Source organism: Kocuria sp. WN036, assembly GCF_002287015.1.
In the GTDB taxonomy this organism is placed as follows: domain Bacteria; phylum Actinomycetota; class Actinomycetes; order Actinomycetales; family Micrococcaceae; genus Kocuria; species Kocuria rosea.
On sequence record NZ_NSKF01000028.1, the window covers coordinates 1 to 24010 of the forward strand.

The following is a 24010-nucleotide window of genomic DNA, read 5'->3' on the forward strand; positions in this document are numbered from 1 at the left end:
GCCGCGGACGGCGCCGTCGCCGGGCTGCTCGCCGCCGAGCCGCCGGGGCAGGCCACGGGCCCGGCCGTGGCCGCCGCGGTGTGGGAGGCCTGCCGGCGGGACGGGGCCGTGCTGCTGGCGGGCTCCTCCAACCCCGTGCGCGACCTCGACCTGGCCGCCCGGCCCGGCCCGGCCTCCCCGCTCGTGCTCGCCAACCGGGGGCTCGCCGGGATCGACGGGACGGTGGCCACGGCCGCCGGCGCGGCGCTCGGCGGGGACCGGCCGGTCCGCGCCCTCCTGGGCGACCTGACGTTCCTGCACGACGTCTCGTCCCTGCTGCTGGGCCCGGGCGAGCGCGAGCCCGACCTCCAGCTCGTGGTCCTCAACGACGGCGGCGGGGGGATCTTCACGACCCTGGAGCACGGCGTGCTGGGGGAGCAGGAGGAGTACCGGGCGGTCGTGGAGCGGTTCTTCGGCACCCCGCACGAGGCCCGGCTCGACGCGCTGTGCGCCGGCTACGGCGTGGCCCACCGGCGTGCGGCCGGCGTCGCCGAGCTCGAGCAGGCGCTCGCCGCGCCCGTGCGGGGGCGCTCGGTCCTGGAGGTCGTGGTGGACCGGCGCGGGCTGCGGGACCTCCACGCGCGGATCCGGGCCGCAGTCGCCCGGGCCGCCGCGGAGGCCGCCGCGCAGGACATGGCTCAGGACACCGCGCAGGACACGGCTCCGGACAACGGTGCGGGAGGCCGCACCGGCCGCTGAGGGGTCTCGAGGTGCGCCGGGTGCCCTGCGCCGGCCGGCGCCCCGGGGCCGGGGACGCGGACGGGCCCCGACCCCCGGCGAGGGGGGACGGGGCCCGGAGGCGGTGCCGCGGGGATCAGCCGCGCACGGTGGGCGCCTCCTGCTCGGCGGGCGCCTGCGGGTGCCCGGCGAGCTCCTCCACCCGGTGCTCGACCTCCTCCAGCCCGCGCTGGTGGGGCACCACGAGGGTGACCAGCGCACCGAGCAGGGCCACGCCGGCGAAGACGTAGAACGCCTGGGGGCCGCCGAAGCCGGCCGCGGCGAGCCAGCCGCCGATGATCGGGCCGAAGATGCCGCCGAACCGGCCCATGCTCGCGCAGAACGCCACGCCGGCGGCCCGGGCGTTGGTGGTGTAGTAGTTCGACTGGAACCCGTAGACCAGGACCTGGGTGCCGATGGTGCCCACGCCGGCCACGGCGATGAAGAGGAACAGCAGCGGCAGCGGGAAGCTGAAGGTCATCAGGACCAGGGCGATCGCGGCCAGCGCGAAGGTCGTGGCGATCATCCGCTGCGGGCCGGTGCGGTCCGCGAGGCGGGAGGCCAGCAGACCGCCGACCAGGGCGGAGCCGTTGAGCACGAGGACGAAGTAGAGCGGGCTGATGCTGTGGCCGTAGCCGTTCATGATGACGGCGAGCCAGGTGTTCAGTCCGTAGGTGAGCAGCAGGCCGCAGAAGGACATGAAGCCCAGCAGGATCGAGGCCAGGGCGAACTGCCTGGAGAACACGGCCGCGTAGCCGGTCCTGCGCGGTGCGGCCCCCACCGTCTGGATGACCTGCTCCTCGATCAGCGGGACGCCGGTCCGGAGGGCGACGGCCTCGGCCCGCTCGGTCTCGCCGCGGGTGAGCAGCCAGCGCGGGGACTCGGGGAGCTTCCACAGCATGAGCGGGACGAGCAGGAGGAGGGGGAGGGCCCCGATCATGAAGAGCCCGCGCCAGCTCAGGTCGGCGAGGAAGGCGATGCCCACGAGGGCGGCGAAGACGCCGCCGGCGGGGATGCCGGAGTAGACGATGCCGTTGTAGAACTGGCGGCGGCCGGCGGGGGCGAACTCGGCCATGGTGGCGCCGGCGGTGGCGATCACGAGGCCGAGGCCGATGCCGGTGAGGAAGCGCATCGCGCCGAAGGCCAGCACGCTGGTGGTGAGCGCGGTGACGAACATGCCCACGGAGAACCAGGCGACACCGGTGATCAGCAGCCGGCGGCGGCCGAAGAAGTCGCCGATGGCCCCGCAGACGAGCGAGCCGATGAGCACGCCGATGAGGGCGTAGGAGCCCACCAGGCCGGCGACGGCCGGCTCCAGGGTCCCGATCTGGGTGGGGTCGGCGAGCAGGCCCGGCAGGACCACGCCGTAGATGACGAGGTCGTAGCCGTCGAAGAGCAGGGCGAGGCAGATGATGAACGCCACGAAGCGGGCGGTCCTCTGCTCGAGCAGCGGGTTCTCCGCGATGATGGTGTGTGGTTGGGTCATGTTCCCCGGGACCTCTCTGGGCAGCGCGTGGACAAGGCAGGAAGCGGGGGAGACCGGCGGTGCGTCCCCTGGCTGCGTCCAGCCTGGCAGAGCTGTGATCCGGGTCATATGAGGCAAAGACCCAGGGATCCACCAGGGGGTGATTCACATGTCTGAGGTATTGATGTCCTCGATCGGGTCTGTTGCGGATATGAGTCCGGGCCCGTCGTCCGCAGACGACGGGCCCGGACCGCGCCGGGTCACTGCTCCGGGGCCTGCACCTGCGTGGGGTTGAGCACGCGGGAGAGGAACGCCTGGGTGCGGGGCTCGCGGGGGTGGCGGATCACCTCGGCGGCGGGGCCCTCCTCGACGACCACCCCGCCGTCCATGAACACCACCTTGTCGGCGACGTCGCGGGCGAACTCCATCTCGTGGGTGACCACGAGCATGGTCATGCCCTCGGCGGCGAGGTTGCGCATGATGGCCAGGACGTCGCCCACCGTCTCGGGGTCGAGGGCGGAGGTCGGCTCGTCGAAGAGCATGAGGGACGGGTCCATCGACAGGGCCCGGGCGATCGCCACGCGCTGCTGCTGCCCGCCGGAGAGCTGGTCGGGGTAGTTGTCCGCCTTCTCGGCCAGGCCCACGCGCTCCAGGTTGCCGCGGGCGATCCGCTCGGCCTCGGCGCGGTCCCGCTTGAGCACCTTGAGCTGGGCCACGGTGCAGTTCTCGAGCACGTTCAGGTGCGGGAACAGGTTGAACTGCTGGAAGACCATGCCCACGTGCCGGCGCATCCGGTCGACGTCGGCCTCGGAGTCGGTGACCTCGAAGTCGCCGATCGTGATCCGCCCCTGCTGGGGGGTCTCGAGCAGGTTGACGCAGCGCAGCAGCGTGGACTTGCCGGAGCCGGAGGGGCCGATGAGGCAGACCACCTGGCCGGCGCCGACGCTGAGGGAGATGCCCTTGAGGACCTCGAGGGAGCCGTAGGACTTGTGCAGGCCCTCGACGACGACGGAGGCCGCGTCCGCGAGGCCGTCGGCGCCGCCGGGCCCGGACCGGGGAGTGGGGGAGGATGCAGTGCTCACAGTCAGGCTCCTAGGACTTCTTCATGCGGTCGGTCTTGGACTCGAAGCGGCGGGTCAGGATGCCCAGGGGCACCGTGATGATGAGGTAGCAGACACCCGCCACCACCAGCGGCGTGAGCCCCGCCCCGGCACCGGAGATGGCCTCGCGGCCGTACTTGGTGAGCTCGTACTGGCCCACGCCCATGCCCAGCAGGTAGACCAGCGACGAGTCCTTGGTCAGCAGGATCACCTCGTTGGTCAGCGGGGGCAGCACGATCCGCAGCGCCTGCGGGATGACGATCGTGACCATGGCCCGGGCGTGGGACATGCCCAGGGAGCGCGCGGCCTCGTACTGGCCCTTCGGCACGGCCTGCAGACCCGCCCGCAGGGACTCCGCGATGTAGGCGGCGGCCACGAGGCCCAGGGCGATCATCACCGTGACGTAGTGGTTGAAGCGGAAGCCGAAGGCCAGCGGGATGCCGTAGCCGAAGGCGAGGAAGACCAGCAGGGCGGGCACGCCGCGGAAGAACTCGATGTAGATCGTGGCCAGCCACCGGTAGGGCGCCACGGACGAGAGCTTCATGAGCGCGAGCACCACACCGCCGGTGAGGCCGACCACGAAGCCGAGGAGCGTGTAGATGAGCGTGTTCTTCAGCGCGACCACGATGATGCCGGGGAACTGCTGGGCCGCGATGGCCGGGTTGAACACCTTCTCGACCAGCAGCGGCCAGTCGGCGACCGCAATGAGGGCGAGGACGACGAGGATCAGGACGGCGTACTGGACGCCGCGGGAGAGCCGTGCTCTCTGGTGCATGGTCATGGCCATGGGTTGGTCCGTTCTGGGTGGTACGGGTGGGACGGTGACGGGGCCGGCGTCCCGGGTGCGGGTCGCCGGCCCCGGGTCAGTTCTCCTGGACGGGGATCCACGTCTCGACGATCTTCTCGAGCGTGCCGTCCTCCTCGATGCGGTCCAGGGTGGCGTCGACCGCGCCGAGCATCGCCTCGTCGCCCTTCGCCACGGCCACGCCGAGCTGGTCGTCGAGGTCGGCGGTCTCCTGCACCACGAAGTCCGGGTCGTCCTGGGCGTGCTGGGCGATCGCCGTGACGTCGTCGAGCACCGCGTCCACGCTCCCGGTGCTGAGCCCGGTGAACAGCGTGGTGGCGTCCTCGAACTGGACGGCGTTGAGGCCGAGCTCCCGGGCCTGGGTCTCGCCGACCGTGCCCTGCATGACCCCGACCCGCACCTGCTCCTCGCGGGCGGCGTCGATGGAGTCGACCCCGTCCTCCCCGTCGGTCACGAGGCCGACCTCGTTGTCGTAGTAGGGGTCGGAGAAGTCCATTACCGTCCGCCGCTCCTCGGTGATGGACAGGGCGGAGATCGCGACGTCGCACTGGTCGGTCTCGAGGGCCGCGCCGGACTGGATCGACTCGAAGGCGAGCGTGACGTTCTTCATCTCCACGCCGAGGTCCTCGGCGATCTCCCGGCCGAGGTCCATGTCGAGGCCGACCATCTCGCCGCCCTCCTCCATCTCGAACGGCGGGTAGTTGGACTCCGAGCACACGGTGAGGAACCCGGGCTCCACCAGGGCCACGGCCGAGGACGCGGTGGCCCCCGCGGTCTCCCCGCCGCCGTCCGCGGCCTCCCCGGAGGGGCTCTCGGACGTGCAGGCGGTCAGGGCGAGGGCGGCGATCGCGGACAGCGCCGCCAGCGCGTGCGCGCGGGACGGGCGGGTCGTCGGACGGGGCATGCGGGGTTCCTCCGGTGGGAGCAGTGGTCGTCGGCGCGGACGGGCCGGGCGCGGGGCCGGCCCTGCGGGGCGGTGGCCCCGCGCGTGTTCGGGCACCAGGATACGGTGCGAGCCCGGCTCCGGCTCAGCCGGCGGACAGGCCCGGGGCGGGCACGAGGCGCTCCGGGGCCCCGCCGGCCCGCTGCCCCAGGGCCTGGAGCATCGGCCGCAGCTTCGCCCAGGTCTCGGCCAGCTCGGACTCGGGGTCGGAGGCGGCCACGATGCCGCACCCGGCGTAGAGCCGCACCGTGCGCTCGTCCTCCTGCACCGCCCCGCGCAGGGCGATGCCCCAGTCCCCGTTGCCGGCCGCGTCGAGCCAGCCGACGGGGCCCGCGTAGAGTCCCCGGTCCATCTGCTCGAGCTCCGGGATGGCGGCGGCGGCCACCGCCGTGGGCGTCCCGCACACCGCGGCGGTGGGGTGCAGGGCCTCGGCGAGCTCGAGGGAGGACGGCGGGTCCCCGGCCGGGCCCGGGCGCAGCGCGGCGGTGACGTCCGAGGCGAGGTGCCACACGTTGGGCAGCTCGAGGATGAACGGCTCCGGGGAGGTCGTGACGGCGTCGGTGTAGGGGGCCAGCGACGCCTCGAGGGAGTCGATCGCGAACCCGTGCTCGTGCTGCTGCTTCTCGGACTCGCCGAGCACCCGCGCGGCGTACTCGTGCGGGTCCTCGTCCGGGGGCGCGGCGTCCCGGTCCAGGGTGCCGGCGAGGACCCGGGCGTGGGCCACGCCGTCGAGGACCCGCACCAGCATCTCGGGGGTGGCCCCCATGAGCCGGCCCGCGCCCGCGGGGTCCCCGCCGAGGCCTACGCAGTACGTCCAGCACTGCTCGTAGCGCCGGGCGAGGTCCCGCACCACGGCCACGGCATCGAGCGGGGCGTCCGTGCGCGCCACGACGTCCCGGGCCAGGACCAGCTTCTCCATCCGGCCGGAGCGGATGCGCTCGACGCCCTCGCGCACCGCCTCCGTCCACTCGTGCTCGCCCAGGGCCCCGGAGGACAGCCGGACCACGGCCGGCGCCGCGGGCGGCCCGCTCGCGGCGGGCGGGCGCCCGGGGGCGGAGCCGATCCGGCGCAGCCAGGCGGCCGCGACGTCGTCGGCGCCAAGCGCGAAGGGGGTCCCGGGGACCACGGCCACCACGAGGGTCGCCCACGCGACGTCGCCCCGGCGGCCCACGAGCAGCTCCGGGACCACGAGCCCGGAGTCCACGGCGGAGGCGGTCGCGAACGTGAACGCGCCGAAGGCGGCCAGCCCGGTCCCGGGCACTCCCACGCGGTCCTCGATCACGGCCGCGCCGACCAGGTCGTCCCACCACACGCGGGCCGCCGTGAACCGGTCCGCGCCGCGCACCGTGTGCTCGGCGGCCCGGCCCCAGGCCACGAGTCCGCGCCCGTCCACCGTCCAGGTGAGCAGCTCCGGTCCGGCGAGCAGGTCCCGCAGGTCCGGGGCGGCCGCGGGGTCCGCGCCCAGCGCGGACAGCGGCACCGTCAGGGCGTGCAGCACGGGGACCGGCGGGGCGGCTGCGGGGTCGGCGGCGGGGGCGGTGGGAGACATCGCCCCCCAGTCTAGGCCGACCGCCGGACAGCCCCCGGTCCCGCTCCCGCGGGCGGGGCCGCCGGGAGGGCGTCCGGGGCGGGCGCCGGGGGAGGGGCCCGGGCGGGGGCGTCGGAGCGAGGTGCGACAATGACCGGGTGAACCGAGCAGACCTGTCCAAGCAGCCGCACGAAGTCTCCGCCATGTTCGACGACGTGGCGCCCCGCTACGACCTCGTCAACGACATCCTCTCGCTGGGGCGGACCCGCGGCTGGCGCAGGGTCGTCGCGGAGGCCGTCGGCGCCGTCCCGGGGGAGAAGGTCCTCGACCTCGCCGCCGGGACCGGGACCTCGTCCGAGCCGTACGCGGACGCAGGCGTCGACGTCGTGGCCGCGGACCTCTCGCTCGGGATGCTCGAGGTGGGCCGCGCCCGCCGCCCGGACATCGAGTTCGTGCAGGCCGACGCCACCCGGCTGCCGTTCGCGGACGCGTCCTTCGACGCCGTGACCATCTCCTTCGGGCTGCGCAACATCCAGGACTACCGCCGCGCGCTCGCCGAGATGCTGCGGGTCGCCCGGCCGGGCGGGCGGCTCGTGATCTGCGAGTTCTCGACCCCCACGGCCGCCCCGCTGCGCACCGTCTACACGGAGTACCTCATGAAGGCGCTGCCGGGGATCGCCGCGCGCGCGGCGTCCAACCCGGAGGCCTACCGGTACCTCGCGGAGTCCATCGCGGCGTGGCCGGACCAGGAGGACCTCGCCGCCGAGATCCTCGCGGCCGGCTGGACCGGCGTGCAGTACCGCAACCTCACCGGCGGCATCGTGGCCGTGCACCGGGCCGTCAAGCCCGCCGCGGACGCCCCCGCCCGATGAGGGCCCTCGTCCTCGGCGGCGGCCCTGCCGGCGCCACGGCCGGGTACTGGCTCGCGGCGCACGGGATCGAGGTCACCGTCCTGGAGAAGACCGCGTTCCCGCGGGAGAAGGTCTGCGGCGACGGGCTGACCCCGCGCGCCGTGCGCGAGATGCGGCTCATGGGCCTCCCGCACGGGCCCGAGCTCGGCTACGCCCGCAACCGGGGGCTGCGGCTCGTGGCCCGCGAGCGCAGCGTCGAGGTGCCGTGGCCCGAGCTGAGCGACTTCCCGCCCTACGGGCTCGTGCGCACCCGGCTGGGCTTCGACGAGCACCTGGCCGGGCACGCCCGCGCCGCCGGGGCCCGGGTGCTCGAGCGCCGGGCCGTGACCGGGGTGCTCCGCGACGGCTCCGGCCGGGTCGTCGGCGCCCGCGCCAACGTCCTCGACGCCGCCGGGCGGCGCACCGGCGAGACCGAGGAGCACCGGGCGGACGTCGTGCTCGCGGCCGACGGCAACTCCTCCCGCACCGCGGTGTCCGCCGGGCTGCACAAGCGGGACGACCGCCCGATGGGGGTGGCGGTGCGCGCCTACTTCGAGTCCCCGCGCTCGGACCTGGACTGGATGGAGGGCTGGCTCGAGCTCACCGACGGCACCGACCCGCAGCGGGCGCTGCTGCCGGGCTACGGCTGGGTCTTCGGCGTCGGGGACGGCACCGCCAACGTGGGACTCGGGATCCTGGACACCTCCCCGGCGTTCGGGGCCCTGGACTACCGGAAGGTGCTCGCGGACTGGACCGCGTCCATGCCCGCCGAGTGGACGTTCGACGAGGAGCACCGCCGCGGCCGCGTGCTCGGCGCGGCCCTGCCGATGGCCTTCAACCGCACGCCGCACCACGTCCCGGGGATGCTGCTGCTGGGCGACGCCGCGGGCCTCGTCTCCCCGTTCAACGGGGAGGGCATCTCCAACGCGATGGAGTCCGCCCGCTACGCCGCCGAGCACGTCGTGGCGGCCGCGGCCGCCAACGGCCCCGCCCAGCGGGAGCTCGTGCTCGCCGGCTACCCCGACCGGGTCCGGCAGGAGTGGGGCGCGCACTTCACCCAGGGCCGGGTCCTGGCCCAGCTCATCGGCAGCCCCGCCGTGATGAAGGCGGCCGTGCGCACCGGCATGGCCGTGCCCGCGCTGATGCGCTTCGTGGTCCGGGTCATGACGGAGCTCTCCGACCGCCCCGCCGCCACGTGGGAGGACCGGGTGGTCTCCCTCCTGGACGCCCTGACGCCCGCGACCGGCAACACCCGCCCCCCGAAAACTCGCTAGAGTGGTGGACCGTGACTGAATCCTCCTCCCCGAGCGCCGACGGCCCCGCCGCAGGTCCCGGCACCGATCAGGTGAGGCTGCCCGCCGGCTTCGACCTCATCGCGTCCGACGACCGGCTGGGCCCGGTCGTGCTCGGGTCGCTGGCCCGGATCGAGGAGCGGCTCGACGAGGCGGTGCGCAGCGCCGACCACCTGGCCGACGTCACCTCCCGCCACCTGCTCCAGGCCGGGGGCAAGCGCGTGCGGCCCCTGCTGACCGTGCTGGCCGGGGAGATCGGCGGCGGCATCAACGACGCCGTCCTCGAGTCCGCGGCCGTCGTGGAGCTCACGCACCTGGCGACCCTCTACCACGACGACGTCATGGACTCCGCGCCGCTGCGCCGCGGCGTCGCGACCGCGCAGACCGTGTGGGGCAACTCGGTGGCCATCCTCACCGGCGACCTCATCTTCGCCCGCGCCTCCTCGATGGTCTCCGAGCTCGGCCAGCGGGCCCTCAAGATCCAGGCGGACACGTTCGAGCGGCTCGTGCTCGGCCAGCTGCACGAGACGGTCGGCCCCCGCGAGGGGCAGGACCCGCTGGAGCACTACCTCGACGTCCTCTCGGGCAAGACCGGCTCCCTCATCGCGGCGTGCGGACACTTCGGCGCGGTCCTGGCCGGGGCCGACCAGGACGTCGTGGACGTCATGGTCGAGTACGGGGAGAAGGTCGGCATCGCCTTCCAGCTCGCCGACGACGTGATCGACGTGACCGGCGAGGACGAGGTCTCCGGGAAGTCCCCCGGCACCGACCTGCGCGAGGGGGTGCCCACCCTGCCGGTGCTCATCCTGCGCCGGATGGCGGGAGAGGGCGACGCCGACGCGGTGCGCGCCCTCGAGCACCTCGACTCCGACCTCACCTCGGACGAGGCCCTGGCCCGGGCGGTGACCGCGGTCTCGGAGCACCGGGCCACCGAGGAGGCGTGGCGGATCGCCCGGCAGTGGGCCGACGAGGCCATCGCGTCCCTGGAGCCGCTGCCGGACACGGTGGCCAAGCGCGCGCTCGTGGCGTTCGCGCACGCCGTCGTCCACCGCGAGGCCTGAGCGAGCTCCGCACCGTACGTCACGGGCCGTGGCGCCAGGCTAGCCCGCGGTCCCACGGGCTAGCCTGTAGCCGTCCGCAGACCACTTCCCGCACCCGAGGACGACCATGACCCCTCAGTCCCCACCCGGCCGTGCCGCCGCGCCACGCGAGGCGTTCTCCAGCCGCACCGTCTTCATCCTGGCCGCGATCGGCTCCGCCGTCGGCCTCGGCAACATCTGGCGCTTCCCCTACATCGCCTACGAGAACGGCGGCGGGGCGTTCCTGATCCCCTACCTCGTCGCGCTGCTGACGGCCGGTCTGCCGCTGCTGATGCTCGAGTACGGCATCGGCCACCGCTTCCGCGCCTCGGCGCCGCTGGCCTACCGCCGCCTGCACCCCAAGACCGAGTGGATCGGCTGGTGGCAGATGGGCATCAGCTTCGTGATCGCCGTGTACTACGCCGTCATCCTCGGCTGGGCGATGCTGTACACCTACTTCTCGTTCGGCAAGGCCTGGGGGGACGACCCCGCCGCGTTCTTCCTCTCGGACGTCCTGCAGACCTCCGAGGAGGTCGGCGTGGGCCTCGACTTCGTCCCCAACGTGCTGGCCGTCACGGCCGTCGCGTGGATCGCGCTGCTCGTGGTGCTGCTGCTGGGCGTGCAGAAGGGCATCGGCCGGGTCAACCTCGTGCTCATCCCGCTGCTCGTGCTGATGTTCCTCACCATCGTGGTCATCGCCCTGACGCTGCCGGGCGCCACCGACGGCCTCAACGCCTTCTTCACCCCGGACTGGGCGGCGCTCACCGACAGCGCCGTGTGGGTCGCCGCCTACGGTCAGATCTTCTTCTCGCTCTCGGTCGGCTTCGGCATCATGATCACCTACTCCTCCTACCTCAAGCCCAAGACGGACCTCACCGGCTCGGGGCTCGTGGTCGGCTTCGGCAACTCCAGCTTCGAGATCCTCGCCGGCATCGGCGTCTTCGCGGCGCTGGGCTTCATGGCCGGGGTCTCCGGCGTGGGCGTGGACGAGGTCGCCACCTCGGGCATCGGCCTCGCGTTCATCGCGTTCCCGACGATCATCTCCCAGGCGCCGCTCGGCACGCTCATCGGCGTCCTCTTCTTCGCGACCCTCACCTTCGCGGGCTTCACGTCGCTCGTGTCGATCGTCGAGGTCGTCGTGGCGGCCGCCCAGGACAAGCTCGGCCTGCGCCGGCGCACCGCCGTGGTGGCCGTCGTGGTGCCCATGGCGCTGATCTCCCTGGCCCTGTTCACCACCACCACGGGGCTGAACCTGCTCGACGTCACGGACAACTTCGTCAACCAGTTCGGCATCGTCGCCGCGGCGCTGGTGTCCATCATGCTGCTCACGGCCGGCTTCTCCGCGCTGCCCACCCTGCGGGACCACCTGAACTCGGTGTCCTCCTTCAAGCTGGGCCGCACCTGGATGGTCGTGGTCGGCGGGATCACCCCGATCATGCTGGGCTACATCCTCATCAACACGCTCACCACCACCCTGGCGGAGGGCTACGGCGAGATGCCCGCGTGGTTCGTCAACACGTTCGGCTGGGGCACGGCGCTCGCGATCGTCGTCGTCGCGCTGCTGCTCTCCCGGCTGCCGTGGCCGGCCGGCTCGGCGGCCTCGGACCTCAGCCCGTCCCCGGCGATCGTCGACGCCTCCGTGGACCGGCGCCGGCTGCAGGGCGGCCAGCCGCTCTCGCGCTGGTCGGACACCGCCCTGCGCACCCCGGCCCTCGACCAGGACTTCTCCTACCGCACCCTCGCCGAGGGCACGGCCGGGTCCACGGGCCGGCACGCGGAGGCCCCCGCCGAGGGGACCGGCGCGGCGCCCTGGAGCTCCGGCACCCCGTCCAGCACCACCGGATCCCAGGAGGACCCCCGATGACCACTCCCGCCATCATCATGCTCATCGTGGCCGTGTGCACGGTCTGGGGCGGCTTCATCGCCGCCGTCCTGCACCTGCGGCGCACCCCGGAGGTGGACGAGAACGACCAGGGCTTCGGCAGCGACGACTATGTCCGCACCACCTGACCCCGTCCCGGACCCTCGGGACCAGCAGGAGGGCCCCCGGCGCCGCGCGGCGCCGGGGGCCCTCCTGCACGTGGTGCTCAGGCGCGGCGCGCCCGCGGGGCGCGCACCGCGTCCAGCACGAGCAGCAGCACCGCGAGCCACACGAAGCAGAAGCTGACCCAGCGCTCCAGGGGCATCTGCTCGCCGAACACGAGCACGGCCAGCAGGAACTGCCCGATGGGCGCCACGTACTGGATCATGCCCACGGTGCTCAGCGGCAGGCGGGTCGCGGCGACCCCGAACAGGATCAGCGGCACGGCCGTGATCACGCCCGAGGACAGCATCAGCAGGAGGTGGCCGGTGCCCTCGCTGCCCAGGGTCAGCCGGCCGTCCGCCCCGAGCAGCGCCACGACGATCGCGGCCACCGGGGTCAGCGCCATCGTCTCCACGGTCAGCGTCACGATCGCCGGGTAGGACCCGCCCATCCGGTTCTTCACGAGGCCGTAGAAGCCGAAGGAGAAGGCCAGGCCCAGCGAGAGCCACGGCACCCGCCCGTAGAAGACGGCCATGACCACGACCGCCACGAACCCGATCCCCACGGCCGTCCACTGCAGGGCCCGCATCCGCTCCCGCAGCACCAGCACGCCGAGCAGGATGGCCACGAGGGGGTTGATGAAGTACCCGAGGGAGGCCTCCAGGGTGTTCCCCGTGGTCGTGGCGACCGTGTAGAGCCACCAGTTGACCCCGATCAGCAGGCCGGCCACGGCCAGGGTCCCGAGAGTGCGCGGAGCGCGCAGCGCCCGGCCCAGGGGGTGCAGCTGCCCGGTGAGCGCCAGCAACGCCAGGCAGAAGACCAGGGAGAAGAGCACGCGCATCGCCACGATCTCCACCGGCGTGGCCGGCTCCAGGGCCACGAAGTACAGCGGGAGCAGGCCCCAGATCCCGTAGGCGGCGAATCCGGAGAGCACACCGGCCCGGGTCCTCGACTGCTCGTCGGGATCCGGGCCGGGTGCGGTGTTGTAGGCGGTCACGCTCGAGGGTACCGCCGGGGGTCAGAGGCCGAAGAATCGGCTGAAGAAGCCCTTCTTCCGCTCGCCCTGCTCCTCCTCGGCGATCTCCTCGCCCTCCACCACGGGCTCCGTCCCGGCGCTGCCCGGGACGCCGGGGCCGGCCACGACCTCGCGCTCGACCTCGCGCTCCACCTGCGGCTCCGCGACGGGCTCCCGGTGCTGCGCGGCGGCGGGCTCGGGCACCTCCTCGCGGGCCGGGCGGACGGGCTCGGGGCCGGGCACCACCGTGGTGCTCACGCGGCCCGGGCGCACCTCCCGGTCCGAGGGCTCCTGGTCGAACGGGAGGTCGGTCTCGGCGGCACCGGCGTGCGCGGCGGCCGGCTCCTCGGCCGGCCGGGACTCCTCGGCCGGCTCGGGCCGGACGTGCTCCGTCTCGACGAAGTCGGGCACCTCGATCGGCTCGGGCTGCTCCCGGGGGGCCTCCTCGGGCACCGGGGTCTCCGCGGGAGCCGCCGGGGCCGCGGCGCGGTGCGGCTCGGCCTCCTGCCGGGCGGCCGTGGCCTCGGCGGCGGCACGGTCCTCGCGCAGGATGGCGGCGCGCTCCCGGGCGTCGGCGGCCAGGTCCACCAGGATCTCGGGGCCCACGGACGGCTCGGCGGGCTCGACACCGGAGATCTGGTGGTCGTCGAACCAGAACCGCTGCGCGCCGTCCCGCACGGTCACCACGCACGTGGCCTCGGTGTCCCACTCGATGTGGGCGCCGCGCAGCTTGGCGTAGGAGTCCACGGCGAGGTTGTGGTCCACCGCGGTGTCCGTGGTCAGCGCCTCGGCGATGACCCGCATCATCCGCTCCACGGTGAGCTCGGGGAGCTCGAACTCGGGTCCGTCCAGCAGCAGCCACGCGGTGACGCCGCCGCCCGCTCCCGCGGGGTAGTGCGCGTACACGCCCGTCACGGCCTTGGCCGCCAGCGTCAGCCGGCGGGCGAGGCCCTCCGCCACGGGCAGCTCGTCGGTGGACAGCTCGTCCACGCCCAGCCGCTCCCCGGCCTCGCGGGCCTGGACCGCGGCGGAGACCACCGCGGCCGGGAAGTGGCCCAGCTCCTGCCAGGACCAGATCCAGGAGCCGCGGGAGGCGGACTCGGTGCCCAGCAGATAGGGCGTCAGGGTCACGGGGGGCTCGGTCTGCAGGGTGAACGCCGGCGCGGAGAAGTCGACGTCCCACCCGGCGCCCTGGGTCAGCTCGGCCAGCCTGGCCTGGTACTCGGTGGAGATGAAGATCGACTCGTCGATCAGTTCCTGCAGCGTTTTCGTCATGCGTCCAGGCTAGCAACCCTCGCGGGTGCGGGAGCGTCACGGCGGGCGCCGCCCGGTGCGTCGGCGGGGGCGCCGGACGGCCGCTCCGCCCGCGGCGGCCGGGGACCGCTTGGGTAGGGTGGGGCGAGACCTCCGGGGCCCCGCGGGTGCCGCGCCCGGCCCCGCGCCCGTCCCGTGACCACCACGATCCGAGCAGGCCCCCTCGCGGGCCGGGAACGAGCCACCGCATGAGCGAGACCCCCGCCACCCCGACCCCCGGACCGGCCCGGCAGGAGCTGCTGAACACGATCGGCTCGTGGGTGCTCTCCGTGCTGCGCACGGAGCCGGGATGGGACCGGATGGTCGTGGACCTCAAGGTCCAGGGCGGGCGCGTGCACCTGCGCGTGCGCGAGCAGCGGGGCGACGAGGTGGTGCCCGGCACCGCCGGGCCCATCAAGGAGGACAGCGCCGTCATCCCCGCCGTCGAGCAGCTGCGGGAGAACGTCCACGTCCCGGGGCGCGGGACGTGGTTCACGGCCACGGTCGTGATCCTCGCCGAGGGCTGGCCCGAGCCGACCCACCGGATCGGAGGGACCTACGACCTCGACGGCGAGCCCCGCCAGTGGGGGACGGAGGGGCCGTTCACGGCCCAGGACGTCCTGGCGCACCTCGAGCGCTTCCCCCGCACCCGCGCCCGGATCCCCGCGTGGGCCCTCGAGCTCGCCCGGCGGGACGGCGTCGAGCTGCCCGTCCTCGCCCCGGGCGCCGAGCAGCAGGCCGACCCCGAGGGAGTCGTCAACCCCCTCGTGCGGGCGGCCGTCGACCGGTTCGTGAGCGCCCCCGACAACAAGGCGATGATCGAGGTCGTCCGGCAGTGCATGGCGGGCTCCCTGCTGCTGGACGTCACGGCCAGCGACCTCGTGGCGGGCCCGGGCGGGGAGGCCGTGGGCCCGGAGTCCACCCTGCGCGTCCAGACCCTGGGGGAGCCCGACGGCACGCGGTCCCTCGCCGCCTACACCTCGGCGGCGGAGGCCCAGGCCATGTTCGACCGCCACCACCCGGACGGCGGCAAGCCCGTGCTGCTGCGCGAGTCCGCCGTGAAGGTCCTGAAGATGCTCGCCGACGACCCGCAGCACGATCACCTGGTCATCGACCCGGCCCACCGCGGCTGCCGGATCAGCCGCCCCCAGGTGGAGTGGGCGATGCGGGCGCCGCGCAACGACGCCGTGAAGGCCGCGATGCTCGAGAACAACATGTCGCAGCTGCTCGCCGGGCTCCTGGCCCCGGACGCGGTGCTGCTGCTCGGCGCGCGCGTGCAGGACGGGCGCGCCGTGCCGGTCTACGCGAAGCCGCAGGAGGAGGGTGCCGCGCCGGACACCCTCCTGCTGTTCACGTCCGCGCCCGAGGTCGCCGTGCTGGACACCACCCTGGAGGTCCGCTCCGCGCCGGCCCGGCAGGCGCTGCGCTTCGCCCTCGACGCCGGGGCGCGGAAGGTCAGCATCAACGCGCACCCCCCGGTGGCCACGCTGACCGCCGATCAGCTCCGGGAGCTCCTGGCCCTCGTGGAGAAGGAGCCGGGGCAGGCAGGGGGCGCCGAGGCCGGGCCGGGTCCGGCCGGGGACGGCACCGGGCGGAGCTGAGTCCCGGCGGGCGTCAGCCCGCGGCGGGAAGGGGCTGCTCTGCGGAGGGCTGCTCCGGGGCGGCCTGCTCGGGGGAGGCCCCGGCCGCGAGGCAGTCGGCGCAGATGCCCTGGTAGACGACGTCGGCGGTGAGCAGTTGCATGCCGTGGTGCTCGGAGGGCGTGAGGCACGGGGCGTGGCCGACGGCGCAGTCGACGTCGGCCACCGTTCCGCAGCGCACGCAGTACGCGTGGTGGTGGTTGTCACCGGTGCGGGTCTCGTACCGGGCCGGGGACGCGGGCGGCTCGAACTTGCGGAGCATGCCGACGGCCGTGAGGTCGGAGAGGACCACGTAGACGGACTGCAGGGTGATCGCCGGCAGCACCGTGCGGACGTCCGCGAGGACCTCGTCGGCGGTGGAGTGCGGGCGGCGGTCCACCGCGTCGAGGACGGCCAGCCGCTGCTTGGTGACCCGGCGGCCGTGGGAGCGCAACAGGTCCGACCACGCGGCGGCCCGGGCGGTGTCCGGTGCGGGGCGTTCCGTTGTCTGCATCCTTCTACCGTAGCGTTATCACGATGGACTCACAATAGCGGGACGCATCCGCTCCGCCCGTGTGCGCCATGGTCGATCCCTCGTGACAGTTCTGGTCGCACCGGCGGGCACGGGCTTTCACCCGTCTCTGACCTGCGCTTACGATGTGCGCGGGGGATGGGGGTCCGGCACCGTCGTCGTGGCGTGCGCGCCCGCGGGTCGGACGGGACGTTCCCGGAGCTCTTTCTTCCCGAACGACCGCGACCACCACGGAGACAGACATGACGCGTCCTGCCCACGCCCGTCCGAACGGCCACGCCGGCGATCCGGAGGCGCTCCGTGACGACGTCCTCCTCGGCGCCGCCCACTCCGGGGACGCCGACGCCTTCGGGGTGCTGCGGGAGCGGTACCACGGCACGGCCCTCGCCGTGGCGCGGTCGCGGACCGGCAGCACGGAGGAGGCGGAGGGCGTCGCCGCGGCGGCTCTCGGACGGATCGAGCAGATCGTCGGCGAGGGCGGCGGCCCCCGCGCCTTCCTCGGCGCCTTCGTCGTGTGGATGGTCGGGCGGGAGGCCGACGGCGGCACGCGGCCGGTCGCGCTGCCGGACGATCCCGCCGACCCCGCGTCCCTGGTCCGGGTCTTCAGCGGCCTGCCCGCCGAGTGGCAGGGCTTCCTCTGGCGCACCGAGGTGCTGGGCCAGAGCGCCCGCCGTGCCTCGGCGGCGCTGGGGCTCGGCGCGGTCGCGGCCGCCGGTCTGCACCGTGACATGGTCCGGGGTCTCCGCGGGCTCTACGGCCAGGCCGCGGCGGACCGGGCAGCGGGACCGGACTGCGCGGAGTTCTCCGCCGAGCTGCCCCACTTCGTCCGGGGCACCCGCGGGCAGCGGAGCCGACGGGACGTCAAGGCGCACCTGGACGGGTGTGCCCGCTGCACCGCCGAGTACCTGGGCCGACAGGACATCGGGACGGGCCTGCGCACGTGGACGCTGCCCGTCCTGGCCGGCCTGCCGCTGTGGGGCACCGAGTCCCTCGAGCTCACCAACCTCATCGCCGCCGCCGGTGCGGGGACCGGCGCGGCCGCCGGAGCAGGGGCCGCAACGGGCGCCGCCGCGGCCGGTGCGCCCGCAGGGGTCGCCGCCGTCGGCGCGGGGGCCTCCCGTGCCCGTCCGGAGGACGCGCCGGGAACCTCGCCGTGGTCGAGCCGCAGGACGAAGGTCCTCCTGGGCGCAGGGGCCCTGGCGACCGCCGTGGCGGTCGCCGCGGTGGGCGTGTCCGGCGGGGGCGACCCGGTCCCGGCCGCCGACAGCCTCGCCGCCGAGCGGGCGCCGCGCACCGCCGAGGACCTGGAGAAGCCGCGCGCGGACGGTCCTGCGGCCGGAGCGGAGCAGGACGACGACGAGTCCGGTGCCGGGGCCTCCGCGGCGGAGCGCGACGGGAGCCCGTCCGGGTCGGCCGAGGCCGCGGCCGGGCAGACGCCGGGCGACGCCCCGGCCGGCGCGACCCAGGACGGTGCTGGGCCGGAGGCCGCGGCCCTCGTGGCCGACGCCGACCGCAGCGATGACGACCTGGCCGGTGACGCTGTGGCCGGTGCCGGCCGCAGCGGTGACGACGCGGGCGCTGCGGCGGCCGCCGGCGGCGTGCCGGGACCGTCCGGGGACGGGGGTGCCACCCCGCCGCGGTCCGGTGCGGAGCGGCCGGCGTCCGTGCCGGGCGGGGACCGTGCCCCGGAGACCGGGACGCCCGGCGCGGCGTCGGGCGATGGAGCCGGAGCTGCCCGGGACGCGTCGTCCGGGGACGCGCCGACGAGCGCGCCGCCGGCCCGCAGGGCCGACGACCCCGCGACCGCTCCCACACCGGCACGGGAGGCGGGCACCCCCTCGCCCGTCCCGTCGGTGCTGACCCCGCAGCCGGTCGTGGACGCGAGCCCCGCGCCGTTCAAGGCGCCGGCGCCCCCGGCCCGGACGGCCGGACCGCCGAGCGACCGCACGGGCTCGGACGCCGCTCCCGGACGCCGGCACGGGCAGCAGGGGGCCGGCGCCCCCGGGGTGCGGTACGCCGAGCGCGGGCCCCGGCACCGCGGGACGAGCTGGGACGAGGACGGGTCCCGCGAGCGGAAGCACTCGGGGCGCCACGGCCGCGAGCACCAGCGGGGGTCGGACGGGGCGCCCGGCCGCTCCGGCGGTCACGCCGACCAGGGGGAGGGCCGCCCCCACCGCTGAGGGCCCAGCCCCGCCCGCCTCTCCCGGAGGCCTGGCGTCACCCGGCGACCCCGCGGCTCCCGGCGGCACTGTGTTACGAACGGGAACGGCTCGTGACAGGAGCGGCGTGCCGCCCTCCACCGGGGCGCTCTACCATGGGCTCGGGGGACCGGGGGGTCCACAGTGCTGGAACCGCGCGCCGTCGGCGTGCGCCGTCATCGTCTTCGCCGGGGGCACGGCCCTGCGGCACCGCTCCCGGGTCGCCCGCACCGCAAGGTGACCGAGCGTTCCCGAGACCGACGGAGACCCCATGACGCGCACGACCGAGCCGCTCGCCCAGGGGCGCACCCCGCGCACCGACGAGGAGCTGCTCGCCGCGGTGCGGGCGCAGCAGCCCGACGCCTTCCCGGACCTGCGGGACCGGCACTGGCACACCGCCGTGGTCGTGGCCCGGCTCCACACGCCGAGCCGCCAGGACGCGGAGCAGCTGGCGGGCACGGCCTTCGACCAGGTCCTCGCGGAGCTCGGCGAGGAGACGCAGGACGAGGACGGGCCGGGGGTCTTCCTGCGGGCACGGCTGGTCGCCGTCGTGGGCCGGGCCGGCGTGGAGCGGGCGAGCGCGGCCGGGACGGTCACCGGCATCTACCTCGGTCTCCCCGCGTCGTGGCAGGCCGTGCTGTGGCACCTGGAGGTCGAGGCCCTCGGGCTCGAGCGGACGGCCGCGGTGCTCGGGCTGAGCCCCGCCGCCACCACCGCGCTGCACCTCGAGGCGCGCGCCGGGCTGCGGGCCGCCTACCGCCGGGCCAGGCAGGACCTGCCGACCCTCGCCGGGTGCGCGGACTGCGCGGCCGACCTCGGCGCCTTCGCCGACGGCGGCCTGTCCGCCGAGCGGACGCAGGCCGTGCAGGACCACCTCGACGAGTGCCCGCGCTGCACCGCCGACCACCTGTACCTGCAGGACACCGAAGCAGGCCTGCGCGGCTGGCTGCTGCCCGTGCTCGCCGGGGTGCCGCTGTGGGACGTCCGGACCGACGAGCTCGTGGAGCTGGTCCGGGCCGCGGGACGGATGAGCGCCGGACGACTCGGCGCGGCCCCGGGCACCGACGTGGCCGGCGGGGCCCTCGCCGCCGTCCACGTCACCCGGCGGGGCCGGAAGGTGCTGCTCGGCGCCGGGGCCCTGGCGGCCGCGGCGGCGCTGGCCGGGATCGTCGTGACCGGCTCCGGCGGCCCCGGCGACGGGACGACACAGGCCACGGTGCGCCTCGGCGGCTCCGGCGCGACGGACCCCTCCGCGCCGGCGGCCTCCGCACCCGCGACCTCCGCCGGGGACGACGGCGCGGCCACCATGGCCCGCGGCGCCGGTGCAGCGGTGCCCGGTGGTGCCGGCGGGGTGCTGTCGCTGCCGACCTCCGAGCCGTCCCCCGGCCCCCTGACCGAGGCCGCGGCCGAGGCACGGACCGCCGGGGCGGGCGGCGGAACCATCACCACCGCGGCCACGACGGACGGACCGGCCGCCGACTCACGGGAGGCCGCCGCCGATGCCGGCGCGTCGACCGGGCGTCGCACCGAGGCGGCCCCCTCCACCCGGGGGAGCGTCCAGGACGACGGCCGAGCGCCCCGGCCCGCGGCGGCGGGTGGACGGCCCTCGGACAGCGGCACCCCCGGCGGCTCCTCGGCGGCCGGCGGCGGCACTCCTGCGCCGCCGCCCGCGGCCGCCGACGACGGCAGCCCGGCCGGGGAGGCCCCTGTCGAGCAGCCCCCGGCCGCCGGGCCGACCGAGCCCAGGACGCCGGTGACTGAGAGCCCGGGCACCGAGCCACCCGCGGAGGAGGTCCCGGCCCCGGAGACCCCTGCCCCGGAGACCCCGGGCGCGGAACAGCCCCCGGCAGAGTCCCCGGCTCCGGAGGCCCCCGAGGCCCCGGCGTCAGAGCCCCCGGCAACGGCGCCCGCGGCAACGGTGCCTCCGGCCGAGGAGCTCCCGTCGACCGGAGCAACCGAGCCGGGGAACCCGTCCCCGGAGCCCGGTGCCGGCGGTGCCACTCCTCCCACCCCCGGCGGGTGACCGCGGCGATCCCTCCGGCACCGGGCGACGAGCACGCCCGGCGCCGGCTGGGAGATCCCTGGGCGTCGCCCGGCCCGGGAAGACCGGCACCGCCGGCGCCGTTGTGCCCAACGGAAGACCCCCGTTCCCGATGAAGGAGCCGCACCCGCGATGCACAGCCACAACAACGGGCTCAAGACCGTCCTGCTGCTCGGCGGCCTGTGGGCGGTCCTGCTGGCCATCGGGTGGGTCGTGGCGAGCGGGACGGGCAGCAGCGTCTTCATCTGGGTCTTCGCGCTGATCGGCCTGGCGTCCACGGCGTACAGCTACTGGAACAGCGACAAGCTCGCCCTGCGCTCCATGCGCGCCATCCCGATCACCGAGCAGCAGGCGCCGGGCTACTACCGGATCGTGCGGGAGCTGTCGCAGCGGGCGAACCAGCCGATGCCCCGTCTGTTCATCGCCCCGACGATGAGCCCCAACGCCTTCGCCACCGGGCGGAACCCGGAGAACTCGGCGGTGTGCGTGACCGAGGGCATCCTCCAGCTGCTCGACGAGCGCGAGCTGCGGGGCGTGCTGGGCCACGAGCTGATGCACGTCTACAACCGGGACATCCTCACGTCCTCGATCGCCGCGGCCGTGGCCGGCATCATCACCTCGGCCGCGCAGTTCCTCCAGTTCTCGGCCATCTTCGGCGGGGGGCGGGGCGGTGACCGCGGCAACCCTCTCGTGGGGCTGCTCCTGGCCTTCCTGGCGCCGCTCGCCGCGACCGTCATCCAGCTCGCGGTCTCCCGCACCCGCGAGTACGACGCCGACGAGGACGGCGCGCAGCTCACGGGCGATCCGCTCGCGCTGGCCTCCGCCCTGCGCAAGATCGAGATGGGCACGAACGCCCGGCCGCTGAACCCCGCCGACCAGAAGCTGGTCAACACCTCGCACCTGATGATCGCCAACCCGTTCCGCGGCGGCGGCGCCTCCAGCCTGTTCCGGACCCATCCGCCGACCGCGGACCGCGTGGCCCGGCTCGAGGGCATGGCGGGGATCGGCCGCCGCTGAGCCCGCCCGCCGACGACGACGGAGCCGCCCACCTCGCGAGGTGGGCGGCTCCGTCGTCGCACGGGGGGAGCGGCGCGAGCCGCGCCGCGGGACGAGCTCAGCGGTAGTTGATGAACTGCAGGTCCACCTCGAGATCCGAGCCCTTGAGCAGCGTGATGACGTCCTGGAGGTCGTCGCGGGACTTCGACGACACCCGCAGCTCGTCGCCCTGGATGGTGGCCTTCACGCCCTTGGGGCCCTCGTCGCGGATGAGCTTGGTGATCTTCTTCGCCTGGTCCTGGGCGATGCCCTCCTTCACGGAGGCCTCGATCCGGTACTCCTTGCCGGAGGCGAAGGGCTCCCCGGCGTCGAGGGACTTCAGGGAGATGCCGCGCTTGACCAGCTTCGACTGGAAGACGTCGAGGACGGCGTTGACGCGCTCCTCGGAGTTCGCCTTCATGAGGATCTTCTCGCCGGAGAAGTCGATCTCGGCGCCCACGCCCTTGAAGTCGTAGCGCTGCGCGATCTCCTTCTGGGCCTGGTTCAGGGCGTTGGACACCTCCTGCTTGTCGACCTTGCTGACGACGTCGAACGAGGAATCGCTGGCCATGCTGCCTCCTGGGCTGGGACGGTGGACGGGCGGCGTGCGGCCCGCAGGACTGTGTCCCAGCCTACCGGGGAGGGCCCCGTCACCGTTTCGTGACCTGCGCCCAAGGATCCGTCCAGGTCGGTCTCCCAGGATGGCGGCATGAGCACATCCGAGGGTCACGACGACGTGACGCCCGGCCCGGGGCGGACCCGGCGCGGAAGCGCCGTGGCGGCCACCGCGCTGGCGGCGGTCCTGCTGATGGGCATCGGGCTGGGACCGGCGGCCGCGACCGCCGACGGGACGGCGCCGCCGGCCCGACCGGGCACGGGGGCCTCGGCCACCGAACGGCTCGACCCCCAGGCGGCGCAGCGGCTGATCGGCGTCGCCGAGGACCTCGCGGACGCCGTGACCCACGGCGAGATCACCGCGGAGCAGGCGGAGAAGTTCCTCCAGCAGGTGTGCGAGCGGCTCGCCGCCTGAGCCGTCCCCGGCAATTTCGCATCGCGCCGGATCTTCTGTACTGTTGAACTGCTCCCGCACGCGGGGGCGGCCACCACCGGTCCGGAAGGGCCGGCGGGAGCACCCCGGCAGATTACCCGAGCGGCCAAAGGGGGCTGACTGTAAATCAGCTGGCAATGCCTACGGGGGTTCGAATCCCTCATCTGCCACGAGTTCCACCACGAAGGCCCCGGTCCGCGGACCGGGGCCTTCGTCGTCCCCGGTCACGGCGGGGTCACCACGTCCCCCGCCGCCGGGACGCACCCGCCGCCCCCGGCCGCCAGGAGAGCGCCGGGGCGGTGCCCGGGCGGGTGCCGGAGGTGCCCCGGCCCGCGCGGAATTCCGCGCCGAGTCCCCTGATCCGGGGACACGCCGACGGCGCCGCCGCGCCGTTCCACCCTTAACAATTGCTAAGAACATGAATATCCTTGTAGCTTGAGGCGACAGCATCATCCGGCCACGTGCCAGCACTCCCCGAGCCGGCACGTCGGGACCCCCTACTCCGGATGACCAGCAGCACGACCGACCCCGCAGCGCTCCCGCCGGCGTGCCACGCCGAGGACGCTGGGAAGGACTGTGCCGCGCGCTGGTACCCCAGGGGCAGGCCCGGGGTTCTGAATGATTGAGGAGACAGACCGATATGACTGCTGTGAAGAAGTGGGTGGCCGCGGGTTCGTCGGCTGCCGTCCTGGCCGGAGGCCTGTTCCTGGGCGCCCCCGCCGCCCACGCCGACACCTGTGTGGCCCCCGCCGCCAGCACCGCGGTGACCAACCTGGTCACCGCCGCCGACCACCTCTACGACGCGGGCACGCACTTCAACTCCCTCGTCACCGACCAGGCGGTCCTGGGCCAGCTCCAGACCCAGCAGGCCGTGCTGGAGGACGCCATCGTGAACGACGCCACCGTCGACCGTGCGCAGGGCGCCTGGACCGAGATCCTGCGCCTGCAGGAGTCCTACGCGGCCTCGAGCAGCGATCCTGCCGTGGACGAGGCCTACGCGGCGAGCTCCGCCGCCGCGGCCAACTTCCAGACCGCCGCTCTGGAGGCCCGCGCGCAGGGCGAGGTCTTCATGGAGGACGGCGCCGATCTCGTGGCGCTCTTCCAGGGCAACTGCGACGTCCTGGGCGCCGGGGGCGGCTCCGACGACTGGAGCGACTCGGACGACGGGGCCGGCACCGGCACTGACTCCGGCGTGAACCAGGGCATCAACATGCAGACCGCCGAGGAGGGCTGGCTCAGCACCGGCGTGCTGGCCGGCCTGCTGGCCGCCGGTGCGGCCGTGTCCGGGGCCGTGGCCTTCCGGGTGCGCCGCGCCCGCGCCTGATCCCGAACCGCTGACCGCCCTGGT

The 24010-nt window shown here is 74.7% G+C and carries 21 protein-coding genes and 1 tRNA gene; 13 read left to right on the plus strand and 9 right to left on the minus strand.

Annotated features, from left to right (window positions below; translation table 11 throughout):
• On the plus strand, nucleotides 1-738 hold a 738-nt coding region (locus CK505_RS14920; RefSeq protein ID WP_255250971.1), incomplete at its 5' end, for a thiamine pyrophosphate-binding protein.
• A 115-nt stretch (nucleotides 739-853) separates the two neighbouring features.
• Here the strand turns inward: CK505_RS14920 and CK505_RS14925 are convergent.
• The 5 genes from CK505_RS14925 to CK505_RS14945 all read right to left on the minus strand — a co-directional run bounded on the left by CK505_RS14925 (nucleotide 854) and on the right by CK505_RS14945 (nucleotide 6618).
• Nucleotides 854-2242 (minus strand): aromatic acid/H+ symport family MFS transporter, encoded by a 1389-nt coding sequence (locus CK505_RS14925; RefSeq protein ID WP_095651582.1) that lies wholly within the window; start codon nucleotides 2240-2242, stop codon nucleotides 854-856.
• 239 nt (nucleotides 2243-2481) lie between these two features.
• On the minus strand, nucleotides 2482-3303 hold the full coding sequence (locus CK505_RS14930) for an amino acid ABC transporter ATP-binding protein (protein ID WP_095651583.1): 822 nt from the start codon (nucleotides 3301-3303) through the stop codon (nucleotides 2482-2484).
• Nucleotides 3304-3313: 10 nt separating this feature from the next.
• A complete protein-coding gene (locus CK505_RS14935) occupies nucleotides 3314-4108 on the minus strand; it encodes an amino acid ABC transporter permease (protein WP_035924981.1) in 795 nt (264 codons plus the stop codon).
• Between the two features lie 76 nt (nucleotides 4109-4184).
• A complete protein-coding gene (locus tag CK505_RS14940; RefSeq protein WP_017832449.1) occupies nucleotides 4185-5030 on the minus strand; it encodes an ABC transporter substrate-binding protein in 846 nt (281 codons plus the stop codon).
• Between the two features lie 124 nt (nucleotides 5031-5154).
• The gene (locus CK505_RS14945; protein WP_095651584.1) at nucleotides 5155-6618 is read right to left on the minus strand and encodes an isochorismate synthase MenF; all 1464 of its coding nucleotides are present in this window, start codon (nucleotides 6616-6618) and stop codon (nucleotides 5155-5157) included.
• Between the two features lie 137 nt (nucleotides 6619-6755).
• Here CK505_RS14945 and CK505_RS14950 point away from each other — a divergent pair, with 137 nt between their 5' ends.
• The 5 genes from CK505_RS14950 (at nucleotide 6756) to CK505_RS14970 (ending at nucleotide 11868) form a co-directional block, all read left to right on the plus strand.
• Entirely contained in the window at nucleotides 6756-7469 is a 714-nt protein-coding gene (locus CK505_RS14950; RefSeq protein WP_081615708.1) for a demethylmenaquinone methyltransferase, read from the plus strand.
• Nucleotides 7466-8761, plus strand: coding sequence for a geranylgeranyl reductase family protein (locus tag CK505_RS14955; protein ID WP_017832446.1), 1296 nt, complete (start codon nucleotides 7466-7468; stop codon nucleotides 8759-8761). The genes CK505_RS14950 and CK505_RS14955 overlap by 4 nt, the downstream gene beginning before the upstream one ends.
• A gap of 71 nt (nucleotides 8762-8832) precedes the next feature.
• Complete coding sequence (locus CK505_RS14960) at nucleotides 8833-9840, plus strand: polyprenyl synthetase family protein (RefSeq protein ID WP_095651585.1); 1008 nt, start codon at nucleotides 8833-8835, stop codon at nucleotides 9838-9840.
• 106 nt (nucleotides 9841-9946) lie between these two features.
• Nucleotides 9947-11722 (plus strand): sodium-dependent transporter, encoded by a 1776-nt coding sequence (locus tag CK505_RS14965; RefSeq protein WP_095651586.1) that lies wholly within the window; start codon nucleotides 9947-9949, stop codon nucleotides 11720-11722.
• Entirely contained in the window at nucleotides 11719-11868 is a 150-nt protein-coding gene (locus CK505_RS14970) for a methionine/alanine import family NSS transporter small subunit (RefSeq protein WP_095651587.1), read from the plus strand. The genes CK505_RS14965 and CK505_RS14970 overlap by 4 nt, the downstream gene beginning before the upstream one ends.
• A gap of 77 nt (nucleotides 11869-11945) precedes the next feature.
• Here the strand turns inward: CK505_RS14970 and rarD are convergent, their stop codons facing one another.
• A complete protein-coding gene (gene rarD / locus CK505_RS14975) occupies nucleotides 11946-12878 on the minus strand; it encodes an EamA family transporter RarD (RefSeq protein WP_241975596.1) in 933 nt (310 codons plus the stop codon).
• Nucleotides 12879-12899: 21 nt separating this feature from the next.
• Nucleotides 12900-14171: a DUF6882 domain-containing protein gene (locus CK505_RS14980; protein WP_095651588.1), complete on the minus strand. Its 1272-nt coding sequence runs from the start codon at nucleotides 14169-14171 to the stop codon at nucleotides 12900-12902.
• Nucleotides 14172-14398: 227 nt separating this feature from the next.
• Between CK505_RS14980 and CK505_RS14985 the strand changes: the two genes are divergently transcribed.
• Nucleotides 14399-15790 (plus strand): SseB family protein, encoded by a 1392-nt coding sequence (locus CK505_RS14985; protein WP_095651589.1) that lies wholly within the window; start codon nucleotides 14399-14401, stop codon nucleotides 15788-15790.
• Between the two features lie 13 nt (nucleotides 15791-15803).
• Here CK505_RS14985 and CK505_RS14990 read toward each other — a convergent pair whose 3' ends face one another.
• On the minus strand, nucleotides 15804-16322 hold the full coding sequence (locus CK505_RS14990) for a Fur family transcriptional regulator (protein WP_095651590.1): 519 nt from the start codon (nucleotides 16320-16322) through the stop codon (nucleotides 15804-15806).
• A gap of 260 nt (nucleotides 16323-16582) precedes the next feature.
• Between CK505_RS14990 and CK505_RS14995 the strand changes: the two genes are divergently transcribed.
• The 3 genes from CK505_RS14995 to htpX all read left to right on the plus strand — a co-directional run bounded on the left by CK505_RS14995 (nucleotide 16583) and on the right by htpX (nucleotide 21596).
• On the plus strand, nucleotides 16583-18520 hold the full coding sequence (locus tag CK505_RS14995; protein ID WP_017832438.1) for a zf-HC2 domain-containing protein: 1938 nt from the start codon (nucleotides 16583-16585) through the stop codon (nucleotides 18518-18520).
• A 289-nt stretch (nucleotides 18521-18809) separates the two neighbouring features.
• Nucleotides 18810-20561, plus strand: coding sequence for a zf-HC2 domain-containing protein (locus tag CK505_RS19035; RefSeq protein WP_095651591.1), 1752 nt, complete (start codon nucleotides 18810-18812; stop codon nucleotides 20559-20561).
• Nucleotides 20562-20711: 150 nt separating this feature from the next.
• Nucleotides 20712-21596, plus strand: coding sequence for a zinc metalloprotease HtpX (gene htpX, locus CK505_RS15005; RefSeq protein WP_017832436.1), 885 nt, complete (start codon nucleotides 20712-20714; stop codon nucleotides 21594-21596).
• Nucleotides 21597-21693: 97 nt separating this feature from the next.
• Here the strand turns inward: htpX and CK505_RS15010 are convergent, their stop codons facing one another.
• The gene (locus tag CK505_RS15010; protein ID WP_017832435.1) at nucleotides 21694-22185 is read right to left on the minus strand and encodes a YajQ family cyclic di-GMP-binding protein; all 492 of its coding nucleotides are present in this window, start codon (nucleotides 22183-22185) and stop codon (nucleotides 21694-21696) included.
• 138 nt (nucleotides 22186-22323) lie between these two features.
• On the opposite strand from CK505_RS15010, the gene CK505_RS15015 reads away from it, so the two are divergent.
• From CK505_RS15015 to CK505_RS15025, 3 genes are all read left to right on the plus strand, one after another.
• Nucleotides 22324-22644, plus strand: a complete 321-nt coding sequence (locus tag CK505_RS15015) for a hypothetical protein (RefSeq protein WP_017832434.1) — start codon at nucleotides 22324-22326, stop codon at nucleotides 22642-22644.
• Nucleotides 22645-22750: 106 nt separating this feature from the next.
• Nucleotides 22751-22832 (plus strand) — tRNA-Tyr (locus CK505_RS15020).
• 470 nt (nucleotides 22833-23302) lie between these two features.
• Nucleotides 23303-23986 (plus strand): hypothetical protein, encoded by a 684-nt coding sequence (locus tag CK505_RS15025; RefSeq protein ID WP_141246841.1) that lies wholly within the window; start codon nucleotides 23303-23305, stop codon nucleotides 23984-23986.
• Nucleotides 23987-24010 lie beyond the last annotated feature (24 nt).

Coding starts and splice junctions, on each gene's coding strand:
- CK505_RS14925 (WP_095651582.1), bottom strand. CDS start 2,242: ATGACCCAACCACACACCATCATCGCGGAGAACCCGCTGCTCGAGCAG.
- CK505_RS14935 (WP_035924981.1), bottom strand. CDS start 4,108: ATGGCCATGACCATGCACCAGAGAGCACGGCTCTCCCGCGGCGTCCAG.
- CK505_RS14940 (WP_017832449.1), bottom strand. CDS start 5,030: ATGCCCCGTCCGACGACCCGCCCGTCCCGCGCGCACGCGCTGGCGGCG.
- CK505_RS14945 (WP_095651584.1), bottom strand. CDS start 6,618: ATGTCTCCCACCGCCCCCGCCGCCGACCCCGCAGCCGCCCCGCCGGTC.
- CK505_RS14955 (WP_017832446.1), top strand. CDS start 7,466: ATGAGGGCCCTCGTCCTCGGCGGCGGCCCTGCCGGCGCCACGGCCGGG.
- CK505_RS14965 (WP_095651586.1), top strand. CDS start 9,947: ATGACCCCTCAGTCCCCACCCGGCCGTGCCGCCGCGCCACGCGAGGCG.
- CK505_RS14970 (WP_095651587.1), top strand. CDS start 11,719: ATGACCACTCCCGCCATCATCATGCTCATCGTGGCCGTGTGCACGGTC.
- CK505_RS14980 (WP_095651588.1), bottom strand. CDS start 14,171: ATGACGAAAACGCTGCAGGAACTGATCGACGAGTCGATCTTCATCTCC.
- CK505_RS14985 (WP_095651589.1), top strand. CDS start 14,399: ATGAGCGAGACCCCCGCCACCCCGACCCCCGGACCGGCCCGGCAGGAG.
- CK505_RS14990 (WP_095651590.1), bottom strand. CDS start 16,322: ATGCAGACAACGGAACGCCCCGCACCGGACACCGCCCGGGCCGCCGCG.
- CK505_RS14995 (WP_017832438.1), top strand. CDS start 16,583: ATGACGCGTCCTGCCCACGCCCGTCCGAACGGCCACGCCGGCGATCCG.
- CK505_RS19035 (WP_095651591.1), top strand. CDS start 18,810: ATGACGCGCACGACCGAGCCGCTCGCCCAGGGGCGCACCCCGCGCACC.
- htpX (WP_017832436.1), top strand. CDS start 20,712: ATGCACAGCCACAACAACGGGCTCAAGACCGTCCTGCTGCTCGGCGGC.
- CK505_RS15010 (WP_017832435.1), bottom strand. CDS start 22,185: ATGGCCAGCGATTCCTCGTTCGACGTCGTCAGCAAGGTCGACAAGCAG.
- CK505_RS15015 (WP_017832434.1), top strand. CDS start 22,324: ATGAGCACATCCGAGGGTCACGACGACGTGACGCCCGGCCCGGGGCGG.
- CK505_RS15025 (WP_141246841.1), top strand. CDS start 23,303: ATGACTGCTGTGAAGAAGTGGGTGGCCGCGGGTTCGTCGGCTGCCGTC.